Below are 24,320 nucleotides of genomic sequence, written 5' to 3'. Positions count from 1 at the left end.
AAATGGGTGAGCATTGAGGCGCGACTGTAGCCCATGGCGTGCCGGGGGCGAGGTGACCGGAATCCGATTGCCCGGTTAGCGTTCACGCATGAATGAACATGTCCGGGTGACCGCCTGGGTACGCGGCCGGGTACAGGGAGTGGGCTTCCGCTGGTTCACCAGGGCCAATGCGCTGGAGATCGGCGACCTCGTGGGCTTCGCGCTCAACCTCGACGACGGGCGGGTACAGGTCGTCGCCGAAGGTCAACGTGAGAATTGCCACCGGCTGCTCGACTGGCTCCGCTCCGCCGACACGCCCGGGCGGGTGGACGGGGTGACCGAGATCTGGGGCGTTCCGCGGGGCGGCTATGACGGGTTCGCCATCCGGTGATCGTGCGCTGATCGCATCTACATACCGCCGGAACTGCGCATACGTTGCCGAGTGTGGTCATGAGTGGAAGGCTCGGAGGTGTGGACGATCTCCGTCCCCCTTGCGGGAAACGGGCTGCCCGCCGATACAGGGCGTGATCGTGTTGACCGTCAAACTTTTTGGTGAGACGCTGGAAGCCCCGCGCACCTGAGCTGTTTGGCAGTGTTGGCAGTATTTAGCGCAGTGACTGACAGCCACTGCCGGACAACGCGGGTGCGATTCCCTCACGACCCACACCGCTTCGGTCGGTCACTCAGTGTGGAGGACCATCCATCATGGCAAAGGCGCTTCTCGGTTACGTCGGCGGTTCCGACCCGCGACTCCTCGCCGAGATGCGACGGCTTCAGCAGCGCGTCCAGGACCTCGAGTCCGAACTCGGACGGATCCAGTCCGAGAATGACGCTCTGAACGCGGCCGCCGCTCAGCACGGAGACTTGCTGCTGGACAGCATCGACATCGACGTACCCCAGGCGGAGCCTGCGCTCACCTGATTCGCGATTCGTCGCTGTGACTGTCAGCCCGCCCCTCTCGACTGTCAGCACCGCTTGATCTGCAAGGGACGCTTCGGCGTCCCTTCTTTCTTTCCCGGCGTCCTCGCCGACTCCGCCGTTCTCCCCATTGCGCCAGGTGGGGGGCCATTTCCTTTAACGTCAGATGTGCCCTGCACCTTCATGGGCGAAACCGAACGTGAAAGGTAGAGTCCGGCGGCGTGCACCTCAAGGCCCTGACCCTGCGTGGTTTCAAATCGTTCGCGTCCGCCACCACCCTGCGTTTCGAGCCGGGCATCACCTGTGTCGTCGGCCCCAACGGCTCGGGCAAGTCCAATGTGGTGGACGCACTCTCCTGGGTCATGGGCGAGCAGGGGGCCAAGTCCCTGCGCGGCGGCAAGATGGAGGACGTCATCTTCGCCGGGACCACGGGGCGGCCGCCGCTCGGCCGCGCCGAGGTCTCGCTGACCATCGACAATTCCGACGGCGCACTGCCGATCGACTACGCCGAGGTCACCATCACCCGGATCATGTTCCGGGGCGGCAGCAGCGAATACCAGATCAACGGGGACACCTGTCGGCTCCTGGACATCCAGGAGCTGCTCTCCGATTCCGGCATCGGCCGCGAGATGCACGTCATCGTCGGTCAGGGCCAGTTGGATTCCGTCCTGCACGCCGATCCGATGGGCCGCCGCGCCTTCATCGAGGAGGCGGCGGGCGTGCTCAAGCACCGCAAGCGCAAGGAGAAGGCGCTGCGGAAGCTGGACTCGATGCAGGCGAACCTCGCACGGGTCCAGGACCTGGGCGACGAACTGCGCCGCCAGCTCAAGCCGCTGGGACGGCAGGCCGCGGTCGCCCGGCGGGCCGCCGTCATCCAGGCCGACCTGCGGGACGCCCGGCTGCGGCTGCTCGCGGACGACCTCGTCATCCTGCGCGACGCGCTCGACGCGGAGCTCGCGGACGAGTCCGCGCTCAAGGAGCGCAAGGAGTCGGCCGAGGCGGAGCTGGCCGGGGCGCTGCGCCGGGAGGCCGAGTTGGAGGAGGCCGTGCGCGTGCTCGCGCCGCGCCTGCAGCGGGCCCAGCAGACCTGGTACGAACTGTCGCAGCTGGCCGAGCGGGTGCGCGGCACGGCGTCGCTGGCCGGTGCGCGGGTCCGCAGCGCCACCGCTCCCGTCGAGGAGGAGCGGCGCGGCCGCGACCCCGAGGACCTGGAGAAGGAGGCCGGCCGGATCCGCGACCAGGAAGCGGAACTGACGGCCGCGCTGGAGGCCGCGACCCGCGCGCTGGAGGACACCTCGGCGCACCGGGCCGAACTGGAACGCGCGCTGGAGGGCGAGGAGCGTCGGCTGCGGGACGCGGCGCGGGCCATCGCCGACCGGCGCGAGGGCCTGGCCCGGCTGACCGGACGGCTGGGAGCGGCCCGCTCCCGGGCCGGGGCCGCACAGGCGGAGATCGACCGGCTGGTCGCCGCCCGGGACGAAGCGGAATCCCGGTCGGTGGCGGCGCGGGAGGAGTACGAGGCCCTCGCCGAGGAGGTCGGGGCGCTGGACGCCGGTGAGGCCGCGGCCGCGGAACACGAGGCCGCACGGGCCGAGCTGACCGCCGCGGAGGCCGCGCTCTCCGCGGCGCGCGACGCACTGGCCGCGGCGCAGCGATCCCTCGCGGCCGTGTCCGCGCGCAGGGAGGCGCTGGCGCTCGGCCTGCGGCGCAAGGACGGCACCGCGGCGGTGCTGGCGGCCCGGGAGCAGTTGGCGGGCCTGCTCGGCCCGGCGGCGCAGCGGCTGTCGGTGGCCGCGGGGTACGAGGTCGCGGTCGCGGCGGCACTGGGCGCGGCGGCCGACGCCCTCGCCGTGACCTCCCCGGCGGCGGCCGCCGCCGCGATCCGACACCTGCGCGACGCGGACGCGGGCCGGGCGACCTTCCTGATCGCCCCGACGGCGCTGCCCGCCCAGCCACCGGCCCCGGCGGCCGGCGCGCCCGGGGACGTACCGCCCGCCCAGGTGCCCGGACCGAGCGCCCCGGTCCCCGCCCCCGGCGCGGAACCGGCCCGGGAGCCGGACCGCGCGGGGGCCGTGCGGACCGTGGGGACGCGGGCCCCGGACCCCGTCGCGGCCCCGGCTCCCGGCGGGTCCGGCCTGGCCGTGGCCGAGCTGGTCGGCGGGGAGGCCGGGCTGCGCCGGGCCGTGGCCCGGGTGGTGCGGGACTACCGGGTCGTGCCGGAACTGGCCGACGCGGAGGCGCTCGTGGCCGAGCACCCCGAGCTGATCGCGGTGACCGCGGGGGGCGACGTACTGGGGGCGCACCTCGCCCAGGGCGGGACGGCCGGAGCGCCCAGCCTCATCGAGGTGCAGGCCGCGGTCGACGAGGCGGACGCCGACCTGGCCGCGCTGGAGGTCGAGTGCCGGGAGCTGGCCGGGGCCCGCACGGACGCCGAAGCCCGGCGCCGCGCGTGCGCCGACCGGGTCGAGGACCTGGCCGAGCGGCGCCGCGCGGGCGAACGGGCGAAGGCCGGGGTCGCCCAGCAGCTCGGTCGGCTGTCCGGCCAGGCCAAGGGCGCGGCGGGCGAGGCCGAGCGCTGCGCCGCCGCGGCGGCCACGGCGCAGGACGCGCTGGAGCGGGCGCTGGCCGATGTCGAGGAGTGCGCCGAACGGCTCGCGGTGGTCGAGGAGATGCCCGGCGCCGAGGAGCCGGACGCCTCGGCCCGCGACCGGCTCGCGGCGGACGGCGCCAACGCCCGGCAGACCGAGATGGAGGCGCGGCTCCTGCTGCGCACCCACGAGGAACGGGTCAAGGCGCTGGCGGGCCGGGCCGATTCCCTCGACCGCGCGGCCCGGGCGGAGCGCGAGGCCCGTGCCCGGGCGGAGCGGCGCACGGCCCGGCGGCGCCACGAGGCCCGGGTGGCCACGGCGGTGGGCGACGGCGCCCGCCAGCTGTCGGCGCACATCGAGGTGTCGCTGGCCCGCGCGGACGCCGAGCGCCGGGCCGCGGAGTCCGCGAAGGGCGTCCGGGAGGGGGAGCTGGCGCAGGCCCGTACCCGGGGTCGCGACCTCAAGGGCGAACTCGACAAGCTCACCGACTCGGTGCACCGCGGCGAGGTGCTCGGCGCCGAGAAGCGCCTGCGCATCGAGCAGGTGGAGACCAAGGCGCTGGAGGAGTTCGGGGTGACGGCGGCCGGTCTGGTCGCCGAGTACGGACCGGACCAGCCGGTGCCCGCCACCGAGCCCGCCGAGCCCGCCGAGCCCGGCGGCGCGCCCGGCGAGATCGAGGAGCGGGACGGCGGGGGAGCGGAGCGGGGCGCGCGGGAGAGCGCCGCGCCGTCCGTTCCCTACGTCCGGGCGCAGCAGGAGAAGCGGCTGCGGGCCGCCGAACGGGCGTACCAGCAGCTCGGCAAGGTCAATCCGCTCGCTCTGGAGGAGTTCGCGGCGCTGGAGGAACGGCACAAGTTCCTGAGCGAGCAGCTCGAAGACCTGCGCAAGACCCGTGCCGACCTCCTTCATGTCGTGAAGGAGGTCGACCAGCGCGTCGAGCAGGTCTTCACCGAGGCGTACCACGACACGGCCCGCGAGTTCGAGGGCGTCTTCTCGCGGCTCTTCCCGGGCGGCGAGGGGCGGCTGGTGCTGACCGATCCCGACAACATGCTCACCACCGGCGTGGACGTGGAAGCCCGCCCGCCGGGCAAGAAGGTCAAGCGGCTCTCGCTGCTCTCCGGCGGCGAACGCTCGCTGACGGCCGTGGCCCTGCTGGTCTCCATCTTCAAGGCCCGGCCCAGCCCGTTCTACGTGATGGACGAGGTCGAGGCGGCCCTGGACGACACGAACCTGCAGCGGCTGATCCGGATCATGGAGGAGCTCCAGGAGAGTTCCCAGCTGATCGTGATCACGCACCAGAAGCGGACGATGGAGGTCGCCGACGCGCTCTACGGGGTCTCGATGCAGGGCGACGGGGTCTCCAAGGTCATCAGCCAGCGCCTGCGCTGAGGGACCGCTGGAAGCTCATTTATTCAAGAAGTGAAGCCATCGAGGCTCCATGCACCTGCCTCGGCCCGTCAGGTGCGGGACGAGGGCCGGACGGAGCGAAGTTCGGGCGATGTCTTGACTTAATAAAATGAAGACATAGGCTCGCTCCCGCTCGTCCTTCCTTTCGGGTGGTGGCCGATCTTGAACTGTGCGCCACTGGAAGGAATCACCCCCCACATCCGCCCGTCACCGCAGCCGGGCACGCAGGAGCAGACCTTGACCAGCACAGCGCAGGCGTCCTCGTCGGGCGGCGGACGTGCATCGCAGCCCGAGCACCTCGGTCACGTCATCTTCATCACCGCCGCCGCGGCGATGGGCGGCTTCCTCTTCGGATACGACAGCTCCGTCATCAACGGCGCCGTCGAGGCCATCCGGGACCGCTTCGACGTCGGCTCCGCCACCCTCGCCCAGGTGATCGCCGCCGCACTCATCGGCTGCGCCCTCGGCGCGGCCACCGCGGGCCGCATCGCCGACCGGATCGGCCGCATCCGCTGCATGCAGATCGCGGCCGTCCTCTTCACCGCGAGCGCCATCGGTTCCGCCCTGCCGTTCGCCCTCTGGGACCTGGCCGTGTGGCGCGTCATCGGCGGCTTCGGCATCGGCATGGCCTCGGTCATCGGCCCCGCCTACATCGCCGAGGTCTCGCCGCCCGCCTACCGCGGCCGCCTCGCCTCCTTCCAACAGGCCGCGATCGTCATCGGCATCGCCATCTCCCAGCTCGTCAACTGGGGCATCCTGAACCTCGCGGACGGCGACCAGCGCGGCAAGGTCGGCGGACTGGAGGCCTGGCAGTGGATGCTCGGCGTGATGGTGGTCCCGGCCGTGCTCTACGGGCTGCTGTCCTTCGCGATCCCCGAGTCTCCGCGCTTCCTCGTCTCGGTGGGGCGGATGGAGAAGGCCAAGACCGTCCTGCGCGAGGTCGAGGGCGAGAACATCGACGCCGACGCACGGGTCCGCGAGATCGACAGCGCCATCCATTCGGAGCAGAAGTCCAGCTTCAAGGACCTGCTCGGCGGCCGCTTCGGCTTCCTGCCGATCGTCTGGATCGGCATCGGCCTCTCGGTCTTCCAGCAGCTCGTCGGCATCAACGTGATCTTCTACTACAGCTCCTCGCTGTGGCAGTCGGTCGGCATCGACCCGAGCTCCTCGTTCCTGTACTCCTTCGAGACCTCCGTCGTGAACATCATCGGTACGGTGATCGCGATGGTGTTCGTGGACCGGATCGGGCGCAAGCCGCTGGCCCTCATCGGCTCCGTGGGCATGACGATCTCCCTCGCGCTGGCCGCCTGGGCGTTCTCCTACAAGGACACCAGCGGCGGCGACATCGCCCTGCCGCACGCCCAGGGCCTGGTGGCCCTCATCGCCGCCAACTTCTTCGTCCTCTTCTTCGCCCTCTCGTGGGGCGTGGTGGTCTGGGTGCTCCTCGGCGAGATGTTCCCCGGCCGGATCCGCGCGGCCGCCCTCGGCGTGGCCGCCGCGGCCCAGTGGATCGCCAACTGGGCCATCACGGTGTCGTTCCCGACGCTCTCGGACTGGAACCTGTCCGGTGCGTACGTGATCTACGCGGTCTTCGCCCTGCTCTCGATCCCCTTCATCCTCAAGTGGGTGCCGGAGACCAAGGGCAAGGCGTTGGAGGAGATGGGGTAACCAATCCCCGCCACCGCCCCGTCTCCCCCGGTACTGCCCCGGCTCAGTCCTTGAGCCGGGGCAGTACCCGTTGGCACAGCAGCTCCAGGCTGCGCTGCCCCTCGTCCAGCGGCATGCCGCCGCACAGCGGGTGCAGGACCAGGTTGCCGGCCTCGCCCGCGCCCCGGGCGTACGTCACCGCCTCGTCCGGGGTCAGGATCCGGTAGACCCCCTCCGCGCGCAGCTCCTCCACGGTCCGCGCGCCGGAGCGCACCGCCGAGCGGATGTCCTTGGACTGCCAGGAGGCGTACATGCCCGCCTCGTGCAGGAAGTGGTGGCCGTACTGCGCCCACGCGCGGTCCGGGTCCTCGGCGATGTGCAGCAGCGGCGTCTCGGCCGCGGGCATCATGCAGAAGCCCTCGGTGCCGTACTCCGCCAGCCGCGCGAGGTAGTACGCCTCCAGCTCCGGCAGGTGCGCGCTCGGGAAGAACGGCAGTCCGAGCCGGGCCGCGCGCCGGGCCGCGGCCTGCGAGCTGCCGCCGACCAGCAGCAGCGGGTGCGGCCGGGTGAAGGGGCGCGGGGTGACCTTCACGGTGCGGCCGCGATAGGTGAAGGGCTCTCCGGTCCACGCCTGGAGCAGGGTCTCCAGCAGTTCGTCCTGGAGCCGGCCGCGCCTGCCCCACTCGACGCCGTGCTGCTCGTACTCCGCGGGCCGGTACCCGATGCCCGCCACCGTCACCAGGCGCCCGCCGCTCAGCAGGTCCAGGACCGCGATGTCCTCGGCGACCTTCAGCGGGTCGTGGAGCGGCCCGATGATCGCCGAGACCGTCACCGCGATCCGGCGGGTGGCGCCGAAGACGGCGCCCGCGAAGGCGAAGGGCGAGGGCAGCCAGTTGTTGTCGGTGCCGTGGTGCTCCTCGGTCTGGAGGGTGTCGACGCCGTGCTCGTCGGCGTACCGGGCCATCTCCAGCGCCGCGCGGTAGCGGGCGGAGAGGGTCTCGGGCGTGCCGTGCGGGTCGATGAGGTTGAACCGGGCCACGGTGATGGGCATGAAGAAGTCCCCCTTCGCCTTGCTGCTCGTGGTGACGGGCCGGGCGAAGGGGGACGTTAGCTGACGCGGCGTCAGTTGGACAGGGATCCGGCGGGCACGGGCTCCTCGGCGGGCGCGGCCGCGGCCGGGGCCGCCGTGCGCGGGAGGACGGCGTACAGCAGTCCGGAGGTCACGATGCCAGCCGCCCAGCCGAGACCGTTCTCGCCGATCCAGCTGTCGGCGAGCGGCCCGCCGAACCAGTCGACCTTGGTGAACAGCAGGCCCACGACCAGCGCGACCCCCCACGCGGTCATGGCCTGCCAGGCGTAGCCGCCCTTGTACCAGTAGGCACTGGTGCGCCCCGTGTTCAGCAGCGCGGCCCCGTCGTACGTCCGCCCGCGCAGCATGTCCAAGCCGAAGACGCCGATCCACGCGGAGAACGCCACGGCCAGCAGGGTCAGGAAGGAGATGAACGACCCGAAGAAGCTGGTGGCCACGACCATCAGCAGGAAGCCGAAGACCAGGCTGATGACGGCGTTGACACTGACGGCCCAGGCACGCGGGACCTTGATGCCGAGGGTCTGCGCGGTGAAGCCGGCCGAGTACATCGACATCGAGTTGATCAGCAGCATCCCGACCAGGGCCACGAGCAGGTACGGAACGGCGATCCAGACGGGCAGCAGCTCGCCGATGAAGGAGACCGGGTCCTGCGCGGTGGCGAGGTCCGGGGTGCCGACCGCCATGACCGCGCCCATCAGGACCATCGGGATGACGACCACGGCCGCGCCGCCGATCGTCGCGCCGACCATGCCCCTGGAGGAAGCGGTGCGCGGCAGGTACCGCGTGAAGTCGGGGCCGGAGGGCACCCAGCTGATCCCGCCCGCCGCGATCGTGCCGATGCCCGCGACCATCATCGCGGTCGAGCCGGCCGGCTTGTCGAAGACCGCGGACCAGTCGGTCTCGGCGATCAGGTAGCCCAGGACCAGCACGCTGAAGGCGCCGAAGAGGTACGTCGACCACTTCGAGCACACGCGCAGCGCGTTGATGCCGAGCCCGGAGACCAGGAAGGTGCAGCCGACGAAGAGCAGCAGCGTGACCACGATCAGCGCGGTGTTCTTGTGGACGTCGAAGAGCAGGTCCAGGACGGTCAGCATGGCGAAGGCGCCGCTGACCGCGTTGATCGTCTCCCAGCCCCAGCGGGCGACCCAGATGAGCGCGCCGGGGAAGAGGTTGCCGCGCTGGCCGAAGACGGCGCGCGAGAGGGCCATGCCCGGGGCGCCGCCGCGCTTGCCGGCTATGGATATCAGCCCGACGATCCCGTAGGAGAGCACGGGCGCCGCGACGGCGACGACGAGGACCTGCCAGAAGTTCAGCTTGTTGAAGATCACCAGCCCCGCGCCCATGGTCAGCAGCAGCACGCTGATGTTGGCGGCGACCCAGGTCGGGACGAGTTCACGGACGCGGCCCGTGCGCTCGCCGTCCGGGACGGGTTCGAGGCCGCGGGTTTCCATCGCGGTCTCTGTGGCGCCGTCGGCGGGCTCGGCAGACATGCGGTACTCCGGGAGTGGCTGGAGGGCGGGGGAGGTCGACCATCATCGTAGATTTGAGGTGAAAAGCTCAAATAGAGGCTTACGCCCCTTGGCTGATTCGCCAAGGTCCGGGGTCCGGGCCGACGGTGACCGATACTGGGTTGGTTATGGAAATCCTGATCCTTGCTGTAGTCATCGCCCTGGTCGCGGTCGGCGCGATCAGCGGGCTCGTGGTCAGCAGCCGCAAGAAGAAGCAGCTGCCCCCCACGGCACCGTCGAGCACGCCGACTATCACTGCCCCGCCCGCCGAGCCGCAGGTCGGGGACGACGCCGCATCCACGGTGGACGAGCCGCGGCGCACGATCGAGGAGGTCGTGCTCCCCGAGGGGGAGACCGCCGCCGACTCGCCGGTCGCCGTCGAGGACCCCGTCGTCGCGGCGCCCGAGGCGCCCGCGCTGGACGTCCCCGAGCCCACCGCGGGCCGCCTCGTCCGGCTGCGCGCCCGGCTCGCCCGTTCGCAGAACTCGCTGGGCAAGGGGCTGCTGACGCTGCTCTCCCGCGAGCACCTCGACGAGGACACCTGGGAGGAGATCGAGGAGACGCTCCTCATCGCCGACGTCGGCGTCACCCCCACGCAGGAGCTGGTGGACCGGCTGCGCGAGCGGGTCAAGGTCCTCGGCACCCGCACCCCGGCCGACCTGCGCGCCCTCCTGAAGGAGGAGCTGCTGACCCTGCTCGGCACCGACTTCGACCGCGCCGTCAAGACGGAGAGCGGCGTCGACACCCCGGCCGTCGTGATGGTCGTCGGCGTCAACGGCACCGGCAAGACCACCACCACCGGCAAGCTCGCCCGCGTCCTGGTCGCGGACGGCCGCAGCGTGGTCCTCGGCGCGGCCGACACCTTCCGCGCCGCCGCCGCCGACCAGCTCCAGACCTGGGGCGACCGGGTCGGCGCGCGCACGGTGCGCGGTCCCGAGGGCGGCGACCCGGCGTCGATCGCCTACGACGCCGTCAAGGAGGGCATCGCCCAGGGCGCGGACGTCGTGCTGATCGACACCGCGGGCCGCCTGCACACCAAGACCGGCCTGATGGACGAGCTGGGCAAGGTCAAGCGGGTCGTGGAGAAGCACGGCCCGCTGGACGAGGTCCTGCTGGTCCTGGACGCCACCACCGGGCAGAACGGCCTGACCCAGGCCCGTGTCTTCGCCGAGGTCGTGGACATCACCGGCATCGTGCTGACCAAGCTCGACGGCACCGCCAAGGGCGGCATCGTCGTCGCCGTCCAGCGCGAGCTGGGCGTCCCGGTCAAGCTGGTCGGCCTGGGCGAGGGCCCGGACGACCTGGCGCCCTTCGAGCCGGAGGCCTTCGTCGACGCCCTGATCGGCGACTGACCCCCGCACCGGCCACCCGGCCGTACGGCCCCCGGGGCCCCCGCGCCACAACGGCGCGGGGGCCCCGTCGCGTCGGGGCCGGGGCCGCGGGCGGCGCCGGCCGGGGCGTCAGCGGCTGAAGCGGTGGCAGATGTAGGCCAGCGTGCCCAGCAGCAGCCGGGCCTGCGGGGGGCCGCCCGCGGAGTCGAGGGTCGGCGGGCGCAGCCAGATCACCGGGCCGAGCCCCGCGTGGTCGGAGGGCGGGGCCGTGACGTGGGCGCCCGTGCCCAGCGCGCGCAGGTCGAGGTCCGCGTCGTCCCAGCCCATCCGGTACAGCAGCTGCGGCAGCTCGGCCGCCGCCCCCGGGGCCACGAAGAACTGGGCCCGCCCGTCCGGGGTCGCGGTCACCGGACCCAGCGGCAGACCCATCCGCTCCAGCCGCACCAGCGCCTGCCGCCCGGCCTCCGCGGAGACCTCGATGACGTCGAAGGAACGTCCCGCCGGGAGGAGCACCGCCGCGCCCGGGAACTCGCCCCAGGCCTCGGTCACCTCGTCCAGCGTGGCCCCCGCGGGGACCACCGCCCCGAAGTCCAGCGGGTGCGCCCCCGGGGCCGCGCAGCGCGCGTTCCCGCAGGAGCAGTCCCGGCCGGGGGAGGCGGCCCGGGCGCCGGGAACCGCGTCCCAACCCCACAGTCCGGTGTACTCGGCCACCGCTGTGCATTCCGACATCCGGCCGCGGCGCCGAGTGCCGGACCGGAACTCCTTGGTGCTCCGGCTGCCGCCGATCGTGAAGCCCATGCCCATGCCCCCTCCAACGGGTCGAGCGCGCCGGTGGTTACGACATCACCGCGACGCGGTCGTCGACCGTGCGGCACACGGGCCACGCCCGGCGCACTCCTCGCCGTGCGCGCCCCGGCGTACACCGCTGCGCCGACTGCGGGTCATCCCGTGTCAAGTGAATCGTGCTTGGCGCGTGGCGAGTTCATTCGAAGGGGTGGCGAATGGTGGCGATTCCGCAAACGGCCTCGCGGTAGGGGTGATCGTAGGATTACTTTCAGTGCACGAACCCCCGAAGGTACGCCCGTCCGTGGGTATGCCGGAGGCAATGTGTGAAGGGCTTGTGAAGGCCCCATGTGGCTCACCCGGGCCCGGCCAGGGTTTCGTGTGAAAGAGGCTGAGCGGATGGGGGCGTTCCAGTGAGCGGCAGCGACGCAAGCGGAGACGCAAGCGGAACGGACGCGGACTCCGACGTCCGGGGCCGCGCCGAGGACCCCCGTCCCAACGAGCAGCTGACGTCGTGGTTCGTCCGCAGCGGCTGGTCCAAGGGCGAACTCGCCCGCCAGGTGAACCGCCGCGCCCGCCAGATGGGCGCCCACCACATCAGCACCGACACCTCCCGGGTCCGCCGCTGGCTCGACGGCGAGCAACCGCGCGAGCCCGTCCCGCGCATCCTCTCCGAGCTCTTCTCCGAACGCTTCGGCAGCGTCGTCGCCATCGAGCAGCTCGGCCTGCGCACCGCGCACCAGACCCCCTCCGTCTCCGGCGTGGACCTGCCCTGGGCGGGCGACCAGACCGTCGCGCTGCTCGGCGAGTTCTCCCGCAGCGACCTGATGCTCGCCCGCCGGGGCTTCCTCGGGACCTCGCTCGCGCTCTCCGCCGGCCCCGCCCTCATCGAGCCCATGCAGCGCTGGCTCGTCCCCGCCCCGGCCGCCGACCCGGGATCGCGGGAGGCGGGACCGGCGGGCTCCCGGCCCGGCGCCCTCGGCGGCTACCGGCCGCCCCGGCTCTCCGAACCGGAACTCGACCTGCTCGAAGCGACCACCGTCATGTTCCGCCAGTGGGACGCCCAGTGCGGCGGCGGCCTGCGCCGCAAGGCCGTCGTCGGCCAGCTCCACGAGGTCACCGACCTGCTCCAGGAGAACCACCCGGCCCCGGTCATGCGGAGGCTCTTCAAGGTCGCCGCGGAACTCGCCGAACTCGCGGGCTGGATGAGCTACGACATCGGGCTGCACCCCACCGCGCAGAAGTACTTCGTGCTGGCCCTGCACGCCTCCAAGGAGGCCGGGGACAAGCCGCTCGGCTCGTACATCCTCTCCAACATGAGCCGCCAGATGATCCACCTCGGCCGCCCCGACGACGCCCTGGAGCTCATCCACCTCGCCCAGTACGGCAGCCGCGACTGCGCGGGCCCCCGGACCCAGGCCATGCTGTATGCGATGGAGGCCCGCGCCTACGCCAACATGGGCCAGCCCAGCCGCTGCAAGCGGGCCGTCCGGATGGCCGAGGACACCTTCGGGGACGCCGTCCTGGACGGCGAGACCGAGCCGGACTGGATCCGCTTCTTCTCCGAGGCCGAACTGAGCGGCGAGAACGCCCACTCCTACCGGGACCTCGCCTACGTCGCGGGCCGCAGCCCCACCTACGCCTCGCTCGCCGAACCCGTCATGCGGCGGGCGGTGGAGCTCTTCTCCAAGGACGAGGAACACCAGCGCTCCTACGCCCTCAACCTGATCGGCATGGCCACCGTCCACCTGCTCCAGCGCGAGCCCGAGCAGTCCGCGGTCCTCGTCGACCAGGCCCTCGACGTGGCGCGAAAGGTGCGCTCCGAACGCGTCAACACGCGGCTGCGCAAGACCGTCGACACCGCCGCACGTGAGTACGGCCACGTCGCCGAAGTCGTCCAGCTCACCGACCACCTCGCGGCCCGCCTCCCGGAGTCCGCGGAAGCCGTCTGAGGCCCTCGACGGCCCACCCCCGAGGCCCCGGCCGCGGCGGTCCTCCCGTGTAGCCCGATCAGGCTCCCCCGCGCCAGGTCATCCGGAGGACGGCCGCGGCCGGCTCGCTGTGCCCCCGTTCATGGACGCGTAACACGCCCGACCTCTTCGTCATCGGCGCGAAACACCCAGCGGCGCCGCCGGAAACCGGCCTGCGCGAATCTCAGGGCCAATAACCGGCCAGCCCCGGTCAGCTCCCCGGACCGGGCCCCTTTGACGCCGCTCAGGTTTTCACGATCGCCCGCACGCGAACGTACCGACGACGAGGAGACGCCGATGGCATCAGCCATCACGACCCTCGCGGCAGACGCCCCGACGCTGTCTGCCGCGAACACCGGGTTCATGCTCATCTGCTCCGCCCTGGTCATGCTGATGACCCCGGGTCTCGCCTTCTTCTACGGAGGCATGGTCCGCGTCAAGAGCAGTCTCAACATGCTGATGATGAGCTTCATCAGCCTCGGGATCGTCACGATCCTCTGGGTCCTCTACGGCTTCAGCCTCGCCTTCGGCACCGACAAGGGCTCCCTGATCGGCTGGTCCTCCGACTACCTCGGCCTCAGCGGCATCGGGATCACCGAGCTGTGGGACGGCTACACCATCCCGGTCTACGTCTTCGCCGTCTTCCAGCTGATGTTCGCGATCATCACACCGGCCCTGATCAGCGGTGCGCTCGCCGACCGCGTCAAGTTCAGCGCCTGGGCCCTCTTCATCACCCTCTGGGTCACGATCGTCTACTTCCCCGTCGCCCACTGGGTGTGGGGCACGGGCGGCTGGCTCTTCGAACTCGGCGTCATCGACTTCGCGGGCGGCACCGCCGTCCACATCAACGCGGGCGCCGCGGCCCTCGGCGTCATCCTCGTCATCGGCAAGCGCGTCGGCTTCAAGAAGGACCCGATGCGCCCGCACAGCCTGCCGCTCGTGATGCTCGGCGCGGGCCTGCTCTGGTTCGGCTGGTTCGGCTTCAACGCCGGTTCCTGGCTCGGCAACGACGACGGCGTCGGCGCCGTCATGTTCGTCAACACCCAGGTCGCCACCGCCGCCGCCATGCTGGCCTGGCTCGGCTACGAGAAGCTGCGCCACGGCTCCTTCACCACCCTCGGCGCCGCCTCCGGCGCGGTCGCGGGCCTCGTCGCCATCACCCCCTCCGGCGGCTCCTGCTCCCCGCTCGGCGCGATCGCCATCGGCGCCATCGCCGGCGTCGTCTGCGCCATGGCGGTGGGCCTGAAGTACAAGTTCGGCTTCGACGACTCCCTCGACGTGGTCGGCGTCCACATGGTCGGCGGTGTCATCGGCTCCCTGCTCGTCGGCCTCTTCGCCACCGGCGGGGTGCAGTCCGACGCGGCCGGCCTCTTCTACGGCGGCGGCCTCGACCAGCTCGGCAAGCAGGCCATCGGGGTCTTCTCGGTCCTCGCGTACTCTCTCGTCGCGTCCGCGGGCCTCGCCTTCCTCCTCGACAAGACGATGGGCATGCGCGTCACCGAGGACGACGAGGTCTCCGGCATCGACCAGGTCGAACACGCCGAGACCGCCTACGACTTCAGCGGAGCCGGCGGCGGTGCCTCGTCCCGCTCCACCAGCTCCGTACCCGTCGCCGCTGCCAGCAAGAAGGTGGATGCATGAAGCTCATCACCGCGATCGTCAAGCCGCACCGGCTCGACGAGATCAAGGAGGCCCTCCAGACCTTCGGGGTCCACGGTCTGACCGTCTCCGAGGCCAGCGGGTACGGCCGCCAGCGCGGGCACACCGAGGTCTACCGCGGCGCGGAGTACACCGTGGACCTCGTCCCGAAGATCCGCATCGAGGTGGTCGTCGAGGACGACGCGGCCGAGGACGTCATGCACGTCGTCGTCGAGGCCGCCCGCACCGGCAAGATCGGTGACGGCAAGGTGTGGAGTGTCCCCGTGGACTCGGTGGTCCGGGTCCGCACCGGCGAGCGCGGCGCTGACGCGCTTTAGCTGACAGGAGCCCCTGGGTGACGAGCGTCGACAACACGACCGGCACGGCCGACTCGGGACCCAGCGGTTACGCCGCGGCCCGGCTGCGACTCCTCCAGGAGGAGTCGCGGTCCGGGCCCGCCCGGCGTTCCGCCCTCTCCGGGCTGACCGACGACTGGCTGAACGCGCTGTTCGCGACCGCCGTGCGGGAGAGCGGGGTCCGGGGCGCCGCCCTGGTCGCCGTCGGCGGCTACGGGCGCGGCGAACTCTCCCCGCGCAGCGACCTCGACCTCCTCCTGCTGCACGACGGCAAGGCGGACCCGAAGGCGCTGAGCGTCCTCGCCGACCGCGTCTGGTACCCCGTGTGGGACCTCGGCCTCGCCCTCGACCACTCCGTGCGCACCCCCGGCGAGGCCCGCAGGACCGCAGCCGAGGACCTCAAGGTGCACCTCGGGCTGCTGGACGCCCGCCCCGTCGCCGGTGACGTCGGACTCCTCGCGGGGCTGCGCACCTCCGTCCTCGCCGACTGGCGCAACCACGCCGCCAAGCGGCTCCCGCAGCTGCACTCGCTGTGCCGGGAGCGGGCCGAGCGCAGCGGGGAACTGCGCTTCCTGCTCGAACCCGACCTCAAGGAGGCCCGCGGCGGACTCCGCGACGTCACCGCGCTGCGGGCCGTGGCCGCCTCCTGGCTGGCCGACGCCCCCCGCGAGGGACTGGCCGAGGCCCGCCGGCGCCTCCTGGACGCGCGCGACGCCCTCCACCTGGTCACCGGGCGGGCCACCGACCGGCTCTCCCTCCAGGAACAGGACCCGGTCGCCGCGCAGCTCGGCCTGCTGGACGCGGACGCGCTGCTGCGCGAGGTGTACGAAGCGGCGCGGGTCGTCTCGTACGCCGGCGACGTCACCTGGCGCGAGGTCGGCCGGGTGCTGCGGGCCCGGGCCTCCCGGCCGCGGCTGCGCGGGCTGCTCGGCACCCGGGGGGCGGCCGCCGTGGAGCGGGCCCCGCTCGCCGAGGGCGTCGTGGAAGCGGACGGCGAGGCCGTGCTGGCCCTGGCCGCCCGCCCCGAGCGGGACCCGGTGCTCCCGCTGCGGCTCGGCGCCGCCGCCGCACAGGCCGGACTCCCGGTGTCGCTGCACGCCGTACGACGCCTGGCCGCGCAGGCGAAACCGCTGCCCGTGCCCTGGCCGGCCGAGGCCCGCGAGCAGCTGCTGACCCTGCTGGGCGCGGGGGAGCCCACCGTGGCCGTCTGGGAGGCCCTCGAAGCGGAAGGGCTGATCAGCAGGCTGCTGCCCGACTGGGAGCGGGTCCGCTGCCGCCCCCAGCGCAACCCCGTGCACACCTGGACCGTCGACCGGCACCTCATCGAGACCGCCGTGCGCGCCTCCGCCCTCACCCGCCGGGTCGGCCGCCCGGACCTGCTGCTCATGGCCGCGCTGCTGCACGACATCGGCAAGGGCTGGCCCGGCGACCACTCGGTCGCGGGCGGGACCATCGCCCGCGACGTCGCCGCGCGGGTCGGCTTCGACGCGGACGACGTCGCCGTGCTGGGCACCCTTGTACGGCACCACCTGCTGCTCATCGACACCGCCACCCGGCGGGACCTGGACGACCCGGCGACCGTGCGCTCCGTCGCGGACGCCGTGGGCTCGACCGGCACCCTGGAACTGCTGCACGCCCTGACCGAGGCCGACGCCCTGGCCACCGGGCCCGCGGCCTGGAGCACCTGGCGCGGCTCCCTCGTCGCCGACCTGGTGGGCCGGGTCGCCGCGGTCCTCGACGGGGAGGCGGTCCCGACCGAGGCGCCGGGGACGCAGCGGCCGCCGGGCGCGGAACCGGAACGGCTCGCGGTGGAGGCCCTGCGCACGGGGGAGCCCGCGCTGGCCCTGTACGCGCGTCAGGAGGAAGAGGACGCGGTCGGCGTCGAGCTGATCGTGGCCGTCCCCGACCAGCCGGGGGTGCTGCCCGCGGCGGCCGGGGTGCTGGCGCTGCACCGGCTCACGGTCCGGGCCGCCGACCTGCGGACGCTGGAGCTGCCGGAGGCGCTGGGGGAGGTGCTGGTGCTCAGGTGGCGGGTCGCCGCGGAGTACGGGTCCCTGCCGCAGGGCGCGCGGCTGCGGACGGACCTGATCCGGGCCCTGGACGGGTCGCTCGACGTGCCCGCGCGGCTGGCCGAGCGCGAGGCGGCCTACCCCCGGCGGCGGGGGGTCGTACCGCCGCCGCCGCGGGTCACCGTGGTCGCGGACGCCTCCCCGCTCGCGACGGTGCTGGAGGTGCGGGCGCCGGATGCGGTGGGGTTGCTGCACCGGATCGGGCGGGCGCTGGACGAGGGCGGGGTCCGGGTGCGGAGCGCGCACGTGTCCACGCTCGGGGCCAATGCGGTGGACACGCTGTACGTGACCGACGTGGACGGCAAGCCCCTCCCGCCCGCGCGAGCCGCCCTCCTGGCCGAAGCGGTCCACAAGGCCCTGTCCTGACCCACCCCCGCCCCTCCCGGCGGCCCGCGCCTCCCCCTGGCGGGGCCGGTGGGCCTCCGGCGGCGCCTCAAGCGCCGGCGGGGCTGGTGGTGGCGATGCGCCTCGTGTGGCGGCGGGGCTGGTGGTGGCGATGCGCCTCGTGTGGCGGCGGGGCCGGTGGTGCCTCCGGCGGCGCCTCAAACGCCGGCGGGGCTGGTGGTGGCGACGTGCCTCGTGCGGCGGCGGGGCTGGGGGTGGCGACGTGGCTGTGGCGGCGGAGCCGGTGGGGCCTCCGGCGGCGCCTCAATCGCCGGCGGGGCTGAGGGGTGGCGATGTGCCTCGTGCTCCGGCGGGGCTGGGGGGTGGCGATGCGCCTCGTGCGCTGGCGGGGCTGGGGGTGGCGACGTACCTCGTGCTCCGGCCGGGCTGGGGGTGGCGATGTGCCTCGTGTGGCGGCCGGGCTGGGGGTGGCAGATCGGCCGCATCAGCCCCGCCGGCGTTTGAGGCGCCGCCGGAGGCGAGTGGGGCGGGCGGCGTCGGCGGCGGCTCCGGGGGGCGTTCCGGGACGGCAACCGCCCCGCAGGGTCCGGCATGCGGCGCGGCCCGATACCCTGGGGGGCGACCACACGCCCCCGACCCGAGGAATCGCGACTACCGTGTTCGATACGCTTTCCGACCGCCTCAGCGCGACCTTCAAGAGCCTCCGGGGCAAAGGTCGCCTCTCCGAGCAGGACATCGACGCTGCGGCCCGGGAAATCCGTATCGCCCTCCTCGAGGCAGACGTCGCCCTCCCCGTCGTCCGGTCCTTCATCGCGAAGGTCAAGGAGCGCTCCCTCGGCGTAGAGGTCTCCAAGGCCCTCAACCCCGGCCAGCAGGTCCTCAAGATCGTCAACGAGGAGCTCGTCGGGATCCTCGGCGGCGAGACCCGCCGCCTGCGGTTCGCCAAGACCGCCCCCACCGTGATCATGCTCGCGGGCCTCCAGGGCGCCGGTAAGACCACCCTCGCCGGAAAGCTCGGCTTCTGGCTCAAGGGCCAGGGCCACGCCCCGCTGCTCGTCGCCTGCGACCTCCAGCGCCCCAACGCCGTCAACCAGCTCAGCGTGGTCGCCGAGCGCGCCGGCGTCGCGGTCTACGCGCCCGAGCCCGGGAACGGCGTCGGCAACCCGGTGCAGGTCGCCAAGGACTCCATCGAGTACGCCCGTACCAAGCAGTTCGACGTCGTGATCGTCGACACCGCGGGCCGCCTCGGCATCGACGCCGAGCTGATGCAGCAGGCCGCGGACATCCGCGACGCCGTCAGCCCGGACGAGATCCTCTTCGTCGTCGACGCGATGATCGGCCAGGACGCGGTCAACACCGCCGAGGCCTTCCGCGACGGCGTCGGCTTCGACGGCGTGGTGCTCTCCAAGCTCGACGGCGACGCGCGCGGCGGTGCCGCGCTCTCCATCGCGCACGTCACCGGCAAGCAGATCATGTTCGCCTCGAACGGCGAGAAGCTCGACGAGTTCGACGCCTTCCACCCGGACCGCATGGCGGGCCGGATCCTCGACATGGGCGACATGCTCACCCTGATCGAGCAGGCCGAGAAGACCTTCAGCCAGGCCGAAGCCGAGAAGATGGCGGCCAAGCTGGCGAAGGGGCCGAAGGAGTTCACGCTCGACGACTTCCTGGCCCAGATGGAGCAGGTCCGCAAGATGGGCTCCATCTCCAAGCTGCTCGGCATGCTGCCCGGCATGGGGCAGATCAAGGACCAGATCAACAACATCGACGAGCGTGACATCGACCGCACCGCGGCCGTCATCAAGTCGATGACCCCGGCCGAGCGCCAGGACCCGACGATCATCAACGGTTCGCGCCGCGCCCGCATCGCCAAGGGCGCCGGCGTCGAGGTCAGCGCCGTGAAGTCGCTCGTCGAGCGGTTCTTCGACGCCCGCAAGATGATGTCCCGCATGGCCCAGGGCGGCGGGATGCCCGGGATGCCGGGCATGCCGGGCATGGGCGGCGGCCCCGGCCGCCAGAAGAAGCAGATCAAGCAGGCCAAGGGCAAGCGCAAGAGCGGCAACCCGATGAAGCGCAAGGAAGAGGAGGCCGCGGCCGCCCTGCGCAAGGAGCAGGGACCGCAGGAGGCCGTCGAGCCGGGCGCCGGCGCGGGCAACCCGTTCGGCCTGCCCGCCGGCCCCGCCGGCCAGGACTTCGAACTCCCCGACGAGTTCAAGAAGTTCATGAAGTAGCACGCACCCCGAGGGGCCCCGGTCGCGACCTGCGACCGGGGCCCCTCGCGCGTGCGGGCCGCTCGGGGGCCGCGGCGGGGCTGCCGCGCGGGGTGCCCCCTCATGGGGCGATGGCCCGGTTTGTGGCTTAATGTCGGCCGGGAGGACGGCAGAAGGAGGCCTCGTGCCCAGCCCCACCCCCGTACCGCCGCGCGACCGGGCCGACACGCCCTGGCGCTCCGAGGGCGCCCCGCCCGCCCCGCCGCCCAAGAAGAAGATGCCCGGCGGCTGGCGCGGGCTGATCCTGACGGCGCTGATCGTCTACCTGCTGACCAACCTGGTGCTGTCGTTCTTCAACGAGGGCGACGAGCCGACCATCCCGTACACGGAGTTCAGCAAGCAGGTCACCAGCGGCAACGTCTCGAAGATCTACTCCAAGGGCGACGCCATCCAGGGCGAGCTGAAGAACAAGCAGCCCAGGCCCGCCGGTGACGGGGACGGCGACTACACCAAGTTCACCACCCAGCGCCCCGCCTTCGCCGACGACCAGCTCTGGTCCAACCTGACGTCCAAGGGCGTCGTCGTCACCGCCTCCCCGGTCGTGGAGCACCGCAGCTTCCTGGCCAACCTGCTCATCTCGCTCGCCCCGATGCTGCTGCTCGTGGGCCTGTGGGTGCTCATCGCCCGCAGGATGAGCGGCGGCGGCCTGGGCGGCCCCGGCGGGCTCGGCCGCAAGCAGCCCCCCAAGCCGGTCGAGCTGGAGGGCAGCAAGCGCACCACCTTCGAGGACGTGGCGGGCATCGACGAGGTGGAGGGCGAGCTGAGCGAGGTCGTCGACTTCCTCAAGAACCCCGAGCGCTACCACCGGATGGGTGCCCGGATGCCCGGCGGCGTCCTGCTCGCGGGTCCGCCCGGCACCGGCAAGACCCTGCTGGCCCGCGCGGTCGCCGGCGAGGCCGGCGTGCCGTTCTTCTCCGCCTCCGCCTCCGAGTTCATCGAGATGATCGTCGGCGTCGGCGCCTCCCGGGTCCGCGAACTGTTCACCGAGGCCCGCAAGGTGGCCCCCGCGATCATCTTCATCGACGAGATCGACACCATCGGCCGGGCCCGCGGCGGCGGCGCGGGCATGGGCGGCCACGACGAGCGCGAACAGACCCTGAACCAGATCCTCACCGAGATGGACGGCTTCTCCGGCTCCGAGGGCGTCGTCGTCATCGCCGCCACCAACCGCGCCGACGTACTCGACCCCGCCCTCACCCGGCCCGGCCGCTTCGACCGCACGGTCGTGGTCTCCCCGCCCGACCGCGGCGGCCGCGAGGCCATCTTGCGCATCCACACCCGGGACATCCCGCTCGCCCAGGAGGTGAGCCTGGCCCAGGTCGCCCGCACCACCCCGGGGATGACCGGCGCCGAACTCGCCAACCTCGCCAACGAGGCGGCCCTGCTGGCCGTCAAGCGCGAGCAGAAGGCCGTGACCCAGACGGACCTGTCCGACGCCCTGGAGAAGGTCCAGCTCGGCGCGGAGCGGCCGCTGGTCATGCCGGAGGAGGAGCGCCGCCGCACGGCGTACCACGAGAGCGGCCACGCGCTGCTGGGCATGCTCCAGCCGGGCGCCGACCCGGTCCGCAAGATCACCATCGTGCCGCGCGGCCGGGCCCTCGGCGTCACCCTCTCCACCCCGGACGCCGACCGGTACGCGTACACCGAGGAGTACCTGCGCGGCCGGATCATCGGCGCGCTCGGCGGGATGGCCGCCGAACAGGTGGTCTACGAGGTCATCACCACCGGCGCCGAGAACGACCTCGAACAGGTGACGAACCTGGCCCGGGGCATGGTCGCCCGCTGGGGCATGAGCGAGCGCGTGGGCAGGCTGACCGCGATCCCCTCGGACGCGCAGAGCGCCTACGGACTCTCCGCGGCCCCGGCCACCCTGGACGCGGTGGACGCCGAGATGCGCCGGATCGTGGACGAGTGCTACGAGTCGGCCTGCCGGCTGCTGCGCGAGAACCGCGACAAGCTGGACGCGCTGGCGCAGGCCCTGCTGGCGAACGAGACGCTGGAAGAGGCGGCGGCGTACGAGGCGGCGGGCATCACCCGGCTGTCGAAGGAGCGGTAACGGCGGGGGCCGCGCGCCCCCGCCCCCGCGCGCCCGGCCTCAGGCCGTCCGGGCGATGACGTAGCGGAAGATGTTCGGCAGCCACACGGCCCCGTCGGATCGCTCGAACGGGTGCAGCGCCTCGACGAGTTCCTTCTCCGCCTGCACCGGGTCGGCGCCGTCGTAGAGCCCGGTCGAGAGCAGGCCCCGCACCGCGCTCTCCATGTCCGCGTACCCGAACGGGCAGAACACCCGCCCCGAGCCGTCGGGCCGCAGCCCGGCCCGCTCCACCAGGGCGTCCAGGTCCACCGGCGCGGGCCCGCCGCCCGGCACTGCGGGGACCGTGCAGCGCTCCGGCGGCCCCCAGTCGGCCAGCACCACCGCCGCGCCGCGGCGGAGCACGGCCAGGGCCGCGGGCAGCGCCCGGGGATCGGGCCCCACGGAGGTGAGCACGTCGTACGGGCGCCGCTCCGGGCCTGGCCCGGGCGGCGCGGCCAGCACCTCCAGCACCCGCTCCCCGGCCAGGGCCCGCAGTGCGGGCCGCCCCTCGACCCCGGTCACCCGGGCTCCCCGGCCCGCGGCCAGCAGCAGGCCGAGACCGGCCCCGCAGTCCAGGCCGAGCAGCCGGTCGCCCGGCCCGACCTCCAGTCGGTCGTAGACCGCTTCGTAGAGCGGCACCAGCATCCGTTCCTGGATCTCCGCCCAGTCCCGGGCGACGTGCGTCGCCGTCGGCGTCGGTGTCATCGAAAGAGCGCTCCTGATTCCGTGTCGCCCCCCTTGGCCCCCGTTGCCAGGGAACTCCCCATTCGCCCCCGCGTCCAGAGGAGCGCCGGCCCCGATTCACGTTCGGCGTGCCGGGCGCCGTACCATTCGCGCCATGGCAAAGGCACCCGTTCTCACCCCCCAGGCGGAGGATTTCCCCCGCTGGTACCAGGATCTGATCAACAAGGCCGAGCTGGCCGACAACGGTCCGGTACGCGGCACCATGGTCATCCGACCGTACGGCTACGGGCTGTGGGAGCGGATGCAGCAGGAGATGGACGCGCGCATCAAGGACGCGGGCGCCCAGAACGCGTACTTCCCGCTGTTCATCCCGCAGTCGTACCTGACGAAGGAAGCCGAGCACGTCGAGGGCTTCGCCCCCGAGCTGGCGGTCGTCACGCACGGCGGCGGCAAGGAGCTCGACGAGCCGGTCGTGGTCCGGCCCACCTCCGAGACGATCATCAACGACTACTTCTCCAAGTGGGTCCAGAGCTACCGCGACCTGCCCCTGCTGATCAACCAGTGGGCGAACGTGGTCCGCTGGGAGATGCGTCCGCGCGTGTTCCTCCGTACGAGCGAGTTCCTCTGGCAGGAGGGCCACACGGCCCACGCCACCTACGAGGACGCCCGCGACTACGCCGCCCGGATCCACACGGACGTCTACGGCGACTTCATGACCAACGTGCTCGGCATCGACGTCGTCCTCGGCCGCAAGACCGCCAAGGAGCGCTTCGCGGGCGCCATCAACACCCTCACCCTCGAGGGCATGATGGGCGACGGCAAGGCGCTGCAGCTGGGCACCAGCCACGAGCTGGGCACCAACTTCGCCAAGGCCTTCAACACGCAGTACCTGTCGAAGGAAGGCAAGCAGGAGCTGGTCTGGCAGACCTCGTGGGGCGTCTCCACCCGCATGGTCGGCGGCCTGATCATGTCCCACGGCGACGACAACGGGCTGCGGGTGCCGCCGCGGCTGGCGGCCGTCCAGGTCGTCGTCATGGCGATCAAGGGCGACGAGGCCGTCGCGAAGGTGCGCGAGCTGGGCGACCAGCTCAAGGCCGCGGGCATCCGCGTGCAGGTCGACGACCGCGTCGACACCCCCTTCGGCCGTCGCGCCGTGGACTGGGAGCTCAAGGGCGTACCGGTCCGCATCGAGATCGGCCCCCGCGACCTGGAGGCCGGCACCGCGATGCTGGCCCGCCGGATCCCGGGCGGCAAGGAGCCGGTGCAGATCACGGACCTGGCCGCGCTGCTGCCCAAGGTGCTGGAGGAGGACCAGGCGCAGCTGCTGCGCGAGTCCCGCGAGCGCCGCGAGGCCCGCACCTCGGACGTCGCGACCATCGGGGAGGCCGCCGAGGCGGCCATCGCCGGTGGCTGGGCGCGGATCCCGTGGGCCGACCTCGGTCCCGAGGGCGAGGCGAAGCTCGCCGAGCAGGCCGTTTCCGTGCGCTGCCTCATCGCCGAGGACGGCTCGGTCCCGCAGGCGGACGACGCTCCGGGAACCCTCGCCATCGTGGCGCGTTCCTACTGATGTGACCTGAAGTGACGCTGGGGGTGCCCCCGGAAGGTGACTGACCACCTCCGGGGGCACCCCCATACGTACCGACTCCTCCGGAGATCTGCGCAC

Annotated in this window: 16 protein-coding genes; 12 read left to right on the top strand and 4 right to left on the bottom strand. The window is 72.5% G+C overall.

Annotated elements, in window-relative coordinates; genetic code table 11:
- Positions 1-88: 88 nt before the first annotated feature.
- The 4 genes from ACFWAR_RS20685 (at position 89) to ACFWAR_RS20670 (ending at position 6,560) form a co-directional block, all read left to right on the top strand.
- Positions 89-370 carry an acylphosphatase gene (locus tag ACFWAR_RS20685; protein ID WP_385779152.1) on the top strand — a complete coding sequence of 94 codons (282 nt, stop codon included), beginning with the start codon at positions 89-91 and terminating at the stop codon, positions 368-370.
- Between the two features lie 314 nt (positions 371-684).
- A complete protein-coding gene (locus tag ACFWAR_RS20680) occupies positions 685-900 on the top strand; it encodes a hypothetical protein (protein WP_283460000.1) in 216 nt (71 codons plus the stop codon).
- 218 nt (positions 901-1,118) lie between these two features.
- The gene (locus ACFWAR_RS20675; protein WP_385779150.1) at positions 1,119-4,874 is read left to right on the top strand and encodes an AAA family ATPase; all 3,756 of its coding nucleotides are present in this window, start codon (positions 1,119-1,121) and stop codon (positions 4,872-4,874) included.
- Positions 4,875-5,129: 255 nt separating this feature from the next.
- Positions 5,130-6,560: a sugar porter family MFS transporter gene (locus ACFWAR_RS20670; RefSeq protein WP_385779148.1), complete on the top strand. Its 1,431-nt coding sequence runs from the start codon at positions 5,130-5,132 to the stop codon at positions 6,558-6,560.
- A gap of 43 nt (positions 6,561-6,603) precedes the next feature.
- On the opposite strand, the gene ACFWAR_RS20665 is transcribed toward ACFWAR_RS20670, so the two are convergent.
- Complete coding sequence (locus ACFWAR_RS20665; RefSeq protein WP_385779146.1) at positions 6,604-7,590, bottom strand: LLM class flavin-dependent oxidoreductase; 987 nt, start codon at positions 7,588-7,590, stop codon at positions 6,604-6,606.
- Positions 7,591-7,661: 71 nt separating this feature from the next.
- A complete protein-coding gene (locus ACFWAR_RS20660) occupies positions 7,662-9,119 on the bottom strand; it encodes a purine-cytosine permease family protein (protein ID WP_385779144.1) in 1,458 nt (485 codons plus the stop codon).
- 146 nt (positions 9,120-9,265) lie between these two features.
- Between ACFWAR_RS20660 and ftsY the strand changes: the two genes are divergently transcribed.
- Positions 9,266-10,489: a signal recognition particle-docking protein FtsY gene (gene ftsY / locus ACFWAR_RS20655; RefSeq protein WP_385779142.1), complete on the top strand. Its 1,224-nt coding sequence runs from the start codon at positions 9,266-9,268 to the stop codon at positions 10,487-10,489.
- Positions 10,490-10,597: 108 nt separating this feature from the next.
- Here ftsY and ACFWAR_RS20650 read toward each other — a convergent pair whose 3' ends face one another.
- Positions 10,598-11,266: a bifunctional DNA primase/polymerase gene (locus tag ACFWAR_RS20650; RefSeq protein WP_385779140.1), complete on the bottom strand. Its 669-nt coding sequence runs from the start codon at positions 11,264-11,266 to the stop codon at positions 10,598-10,600.
- A 491-nt stretch (positions 11,267-11,757) separates the two neighbouring features.
- Here ACFWAR_RS20650 and ACFWAR_RS20645 point away from each other — a divergent pair, with 491 nt between their 5' ends.
- The 6 genes from ACFWAR_RS20645 to ftsH all read left to right on the top strand — a co-directional run bounded on the left by ACFWAR_RS20645 (position 11,758) and on the right by ftsH (position 21,955).
- The gene (locus tag ACFWAR_RS20645; protein ID WP_385779220.1) at positions 11,758-13,203 is read left to right on the top strand and encodes a hypothetical protein; all 1,446 of its coding nucleotides are present in this window, start codon (positions 11,758-11,760) and stop codon (positions 13,201-13,203) included.
- A gap of 315 nt (positions 13,204-13,518) precedes the next feature.
- Positions 13,519-14,862 (top strand): ammonium transporter, encoded by a 1,344-nt coding sequence (locus ACFWAR_RS20640; RefSeq protein WP_385779138.1) that lies wholly within the window; start codon positions 13,519-13,521, stop codon positions 14,860-14,862.
- Complete coding sequence (locus tag ACFWAR_RS20635; RefSeq protein ID WP_351040006.1) at positions 14,859-15,197, top strand: P-II family nitrogen regulator; 339 nt, start codon at positions 14,859-14,861, stop codon at positions 15,195-15,197. The genes ACFWAR_RS20640 and ACFWAR_RS20635 overlap by 4 nt, the downstream gene beginning before the upstream one ends.
- A gap of 17 nt (positions 15,198-15,214) precedes the next feature.
- The gene (locus tag ACFWAR_RS20630; protein WP_385779135.1) at positions 15,215-17,650 is read left to right on the top strand and encodes a [protein-PII] uridylyltransferase; all 2,436 of its coding nucleotides are present in this window, start codon (positions 15,215-15,217) and stop codon (positions 17,648-17,650) included.
- Positions 17,651-18,285: 635 nt separating this feature from the next.
- Complete coding sequence (gene ffh / locus ACFWAR_RS20625) at positions 18,286-19,860, top strand: signal recognition particle protein (protein ID WP_385779133.1); 1,575 nt, start codon at positions 18,286-18,288, stop codon at positions 19,858-19,860.
- Positions 19,861-19,990: 130 nt separating this feature from the next.
- Positions 19,991-21,955 (top strand): ATP-dependent zinc metalloprotease FtsH, encoded by a 1,965-nt coding sequence (gene ftsH, locus ACFWAR_RS20620; RefSeq protein ID WP_385779131.1) that lies wholly within the window; start codon positions 19,991-19,993, stop codon positions 21,953-21,955.
- Positions 21,956-21,994: 39 nt separating this feature from the next.
- On the opposite strand, the gene ACFWAR_RS20615 is transcribed toward ftsH, so the two are convergent.
- Positions 21,995-22,678 (bottom strand): methyltransferase type 11, encoded by a 684-nt coding sequence (locus ACFWAR_RS20615; protein WP_385779129.1) that lies wholly within the window; start codon positions 22,676-22,678, stop codon positions 21,995-21,997.
- A gap of 133 nt (positions 22,679-22,811) precedes the next feature.
- Between ACFWAR_RS20615 and proS the strand changes: the two genes are divergently transcribed.
- Positions 22,812-24,224 (top strand): proline--tRNA ligase, encoded by a 1,413-nt coding sequence (gene proS / locus ACFWAR_RS20610; RefSeq protein WP_385779127.1) that lies wholly within the window; start codon positions 22,812-22,814, stop codon positions 24,222-24,224.
- Positions 24,225-24,320: the final 96 nt, after the last annotated feature.

It is taken from the genome of Streptomyces sp. NPDC059917 (assembly GCF_042730635.1).
Taxonomy (GTDB): domain Bacteria; phylum Actinomycetota; class Actinomycetes; order Streptomycetales; family Streptomycetaceae; genus Streptomyces.
Note: the sequence above shows the minus strand (reverse complement) of the source record. Positions and strands in the feature narration are given on the sequence as shown.

What these genes read in the sequence shown, in the direction of transcription:
- ftsH (WP_385779131.1), top strand. Translation starts at nt 19,991, where the DNA reads ATGTCGGCCGGGAGGACGGCAGAAGGAGGCCTCGTGCCCAGCCCCACC.
- ACFWAR_RS20660 (WP_385779144.1), bottom strand. Translation starts at nt 9,119, where the DNA reads ATGTCTGCCGAGCCCGCCGACGGCGCCACAGAGACCGCGATGGAAACC.
- ACFWAR_RS20615 (WP_385779129.1), bottom strand. Translation starts at nt 22,678, where the DNA reads ATGACACCGACGCCGACGGCGACGCACGTCGCCCGGGACTGGGCGGAG.
- ftsY (WP_385779142.1), top strand. Translation starts at nt 9,266, where the DNA reads ATGGAAATCCTGATCCTTGCTGTAGTCATCGCCCTGGTCGCGGTCGGC.
- ACFWAR_RS20635 (WP_351040006.1), top strand. Translation starts at nt 14,859, where the DNA reads ATGAAGCTCATCACCGCGATCGTCAAGCCGCACCGGCTCGACGAGATC.
- ACFWAR_RS20640 (WP_385779138.1), top strand. Translation starts at nt 13,519, where the DNA reads ATGGCATCAGCCATCACGACCCTCGCGGCAGACGCCCCGACGCTGTCT.
- ACFWAR_RS20680 (WP_283460000.1), top strand. Translation starts at nt 685, where the DNA reads ATGGCAAAGGCGCTTCTCGGTTACGTCGGCGGTTCCGACCCGCGACTC.
- proS (WP_385779127.1), top strand. Translation starts at nt 22,812, where the DNA reads ATGGCAAAGGCACCCGTTCTCACCCCCCAGGCGGAGGATTTCCCCCGC.
- ACFWAR_RS20665 (WP_385779146.1), bottom strand. Translation starts at nt 7,590, where the DNA reads ATGCCCATCACCGTGGCCCGGTTCAACCTCATCGACCCGCACGGCACG.
- ACFWAR_RS20650 (WP_385779140.1), bottom strand. Translation starts at nt 11,266, where the DNA reads ATGGGCTTCACGATCGGCGGCAGCCGGAGCACCAAGGAGTTCCGGTCC.
- ACFWAR_RS20685 (WP_385779152.1), top strand. Translation starts at nt 89, where the DNA reads ATGAATGAACATGTCCGGGTGACCGCCTGGGTACGCGGCCGGGTACAG.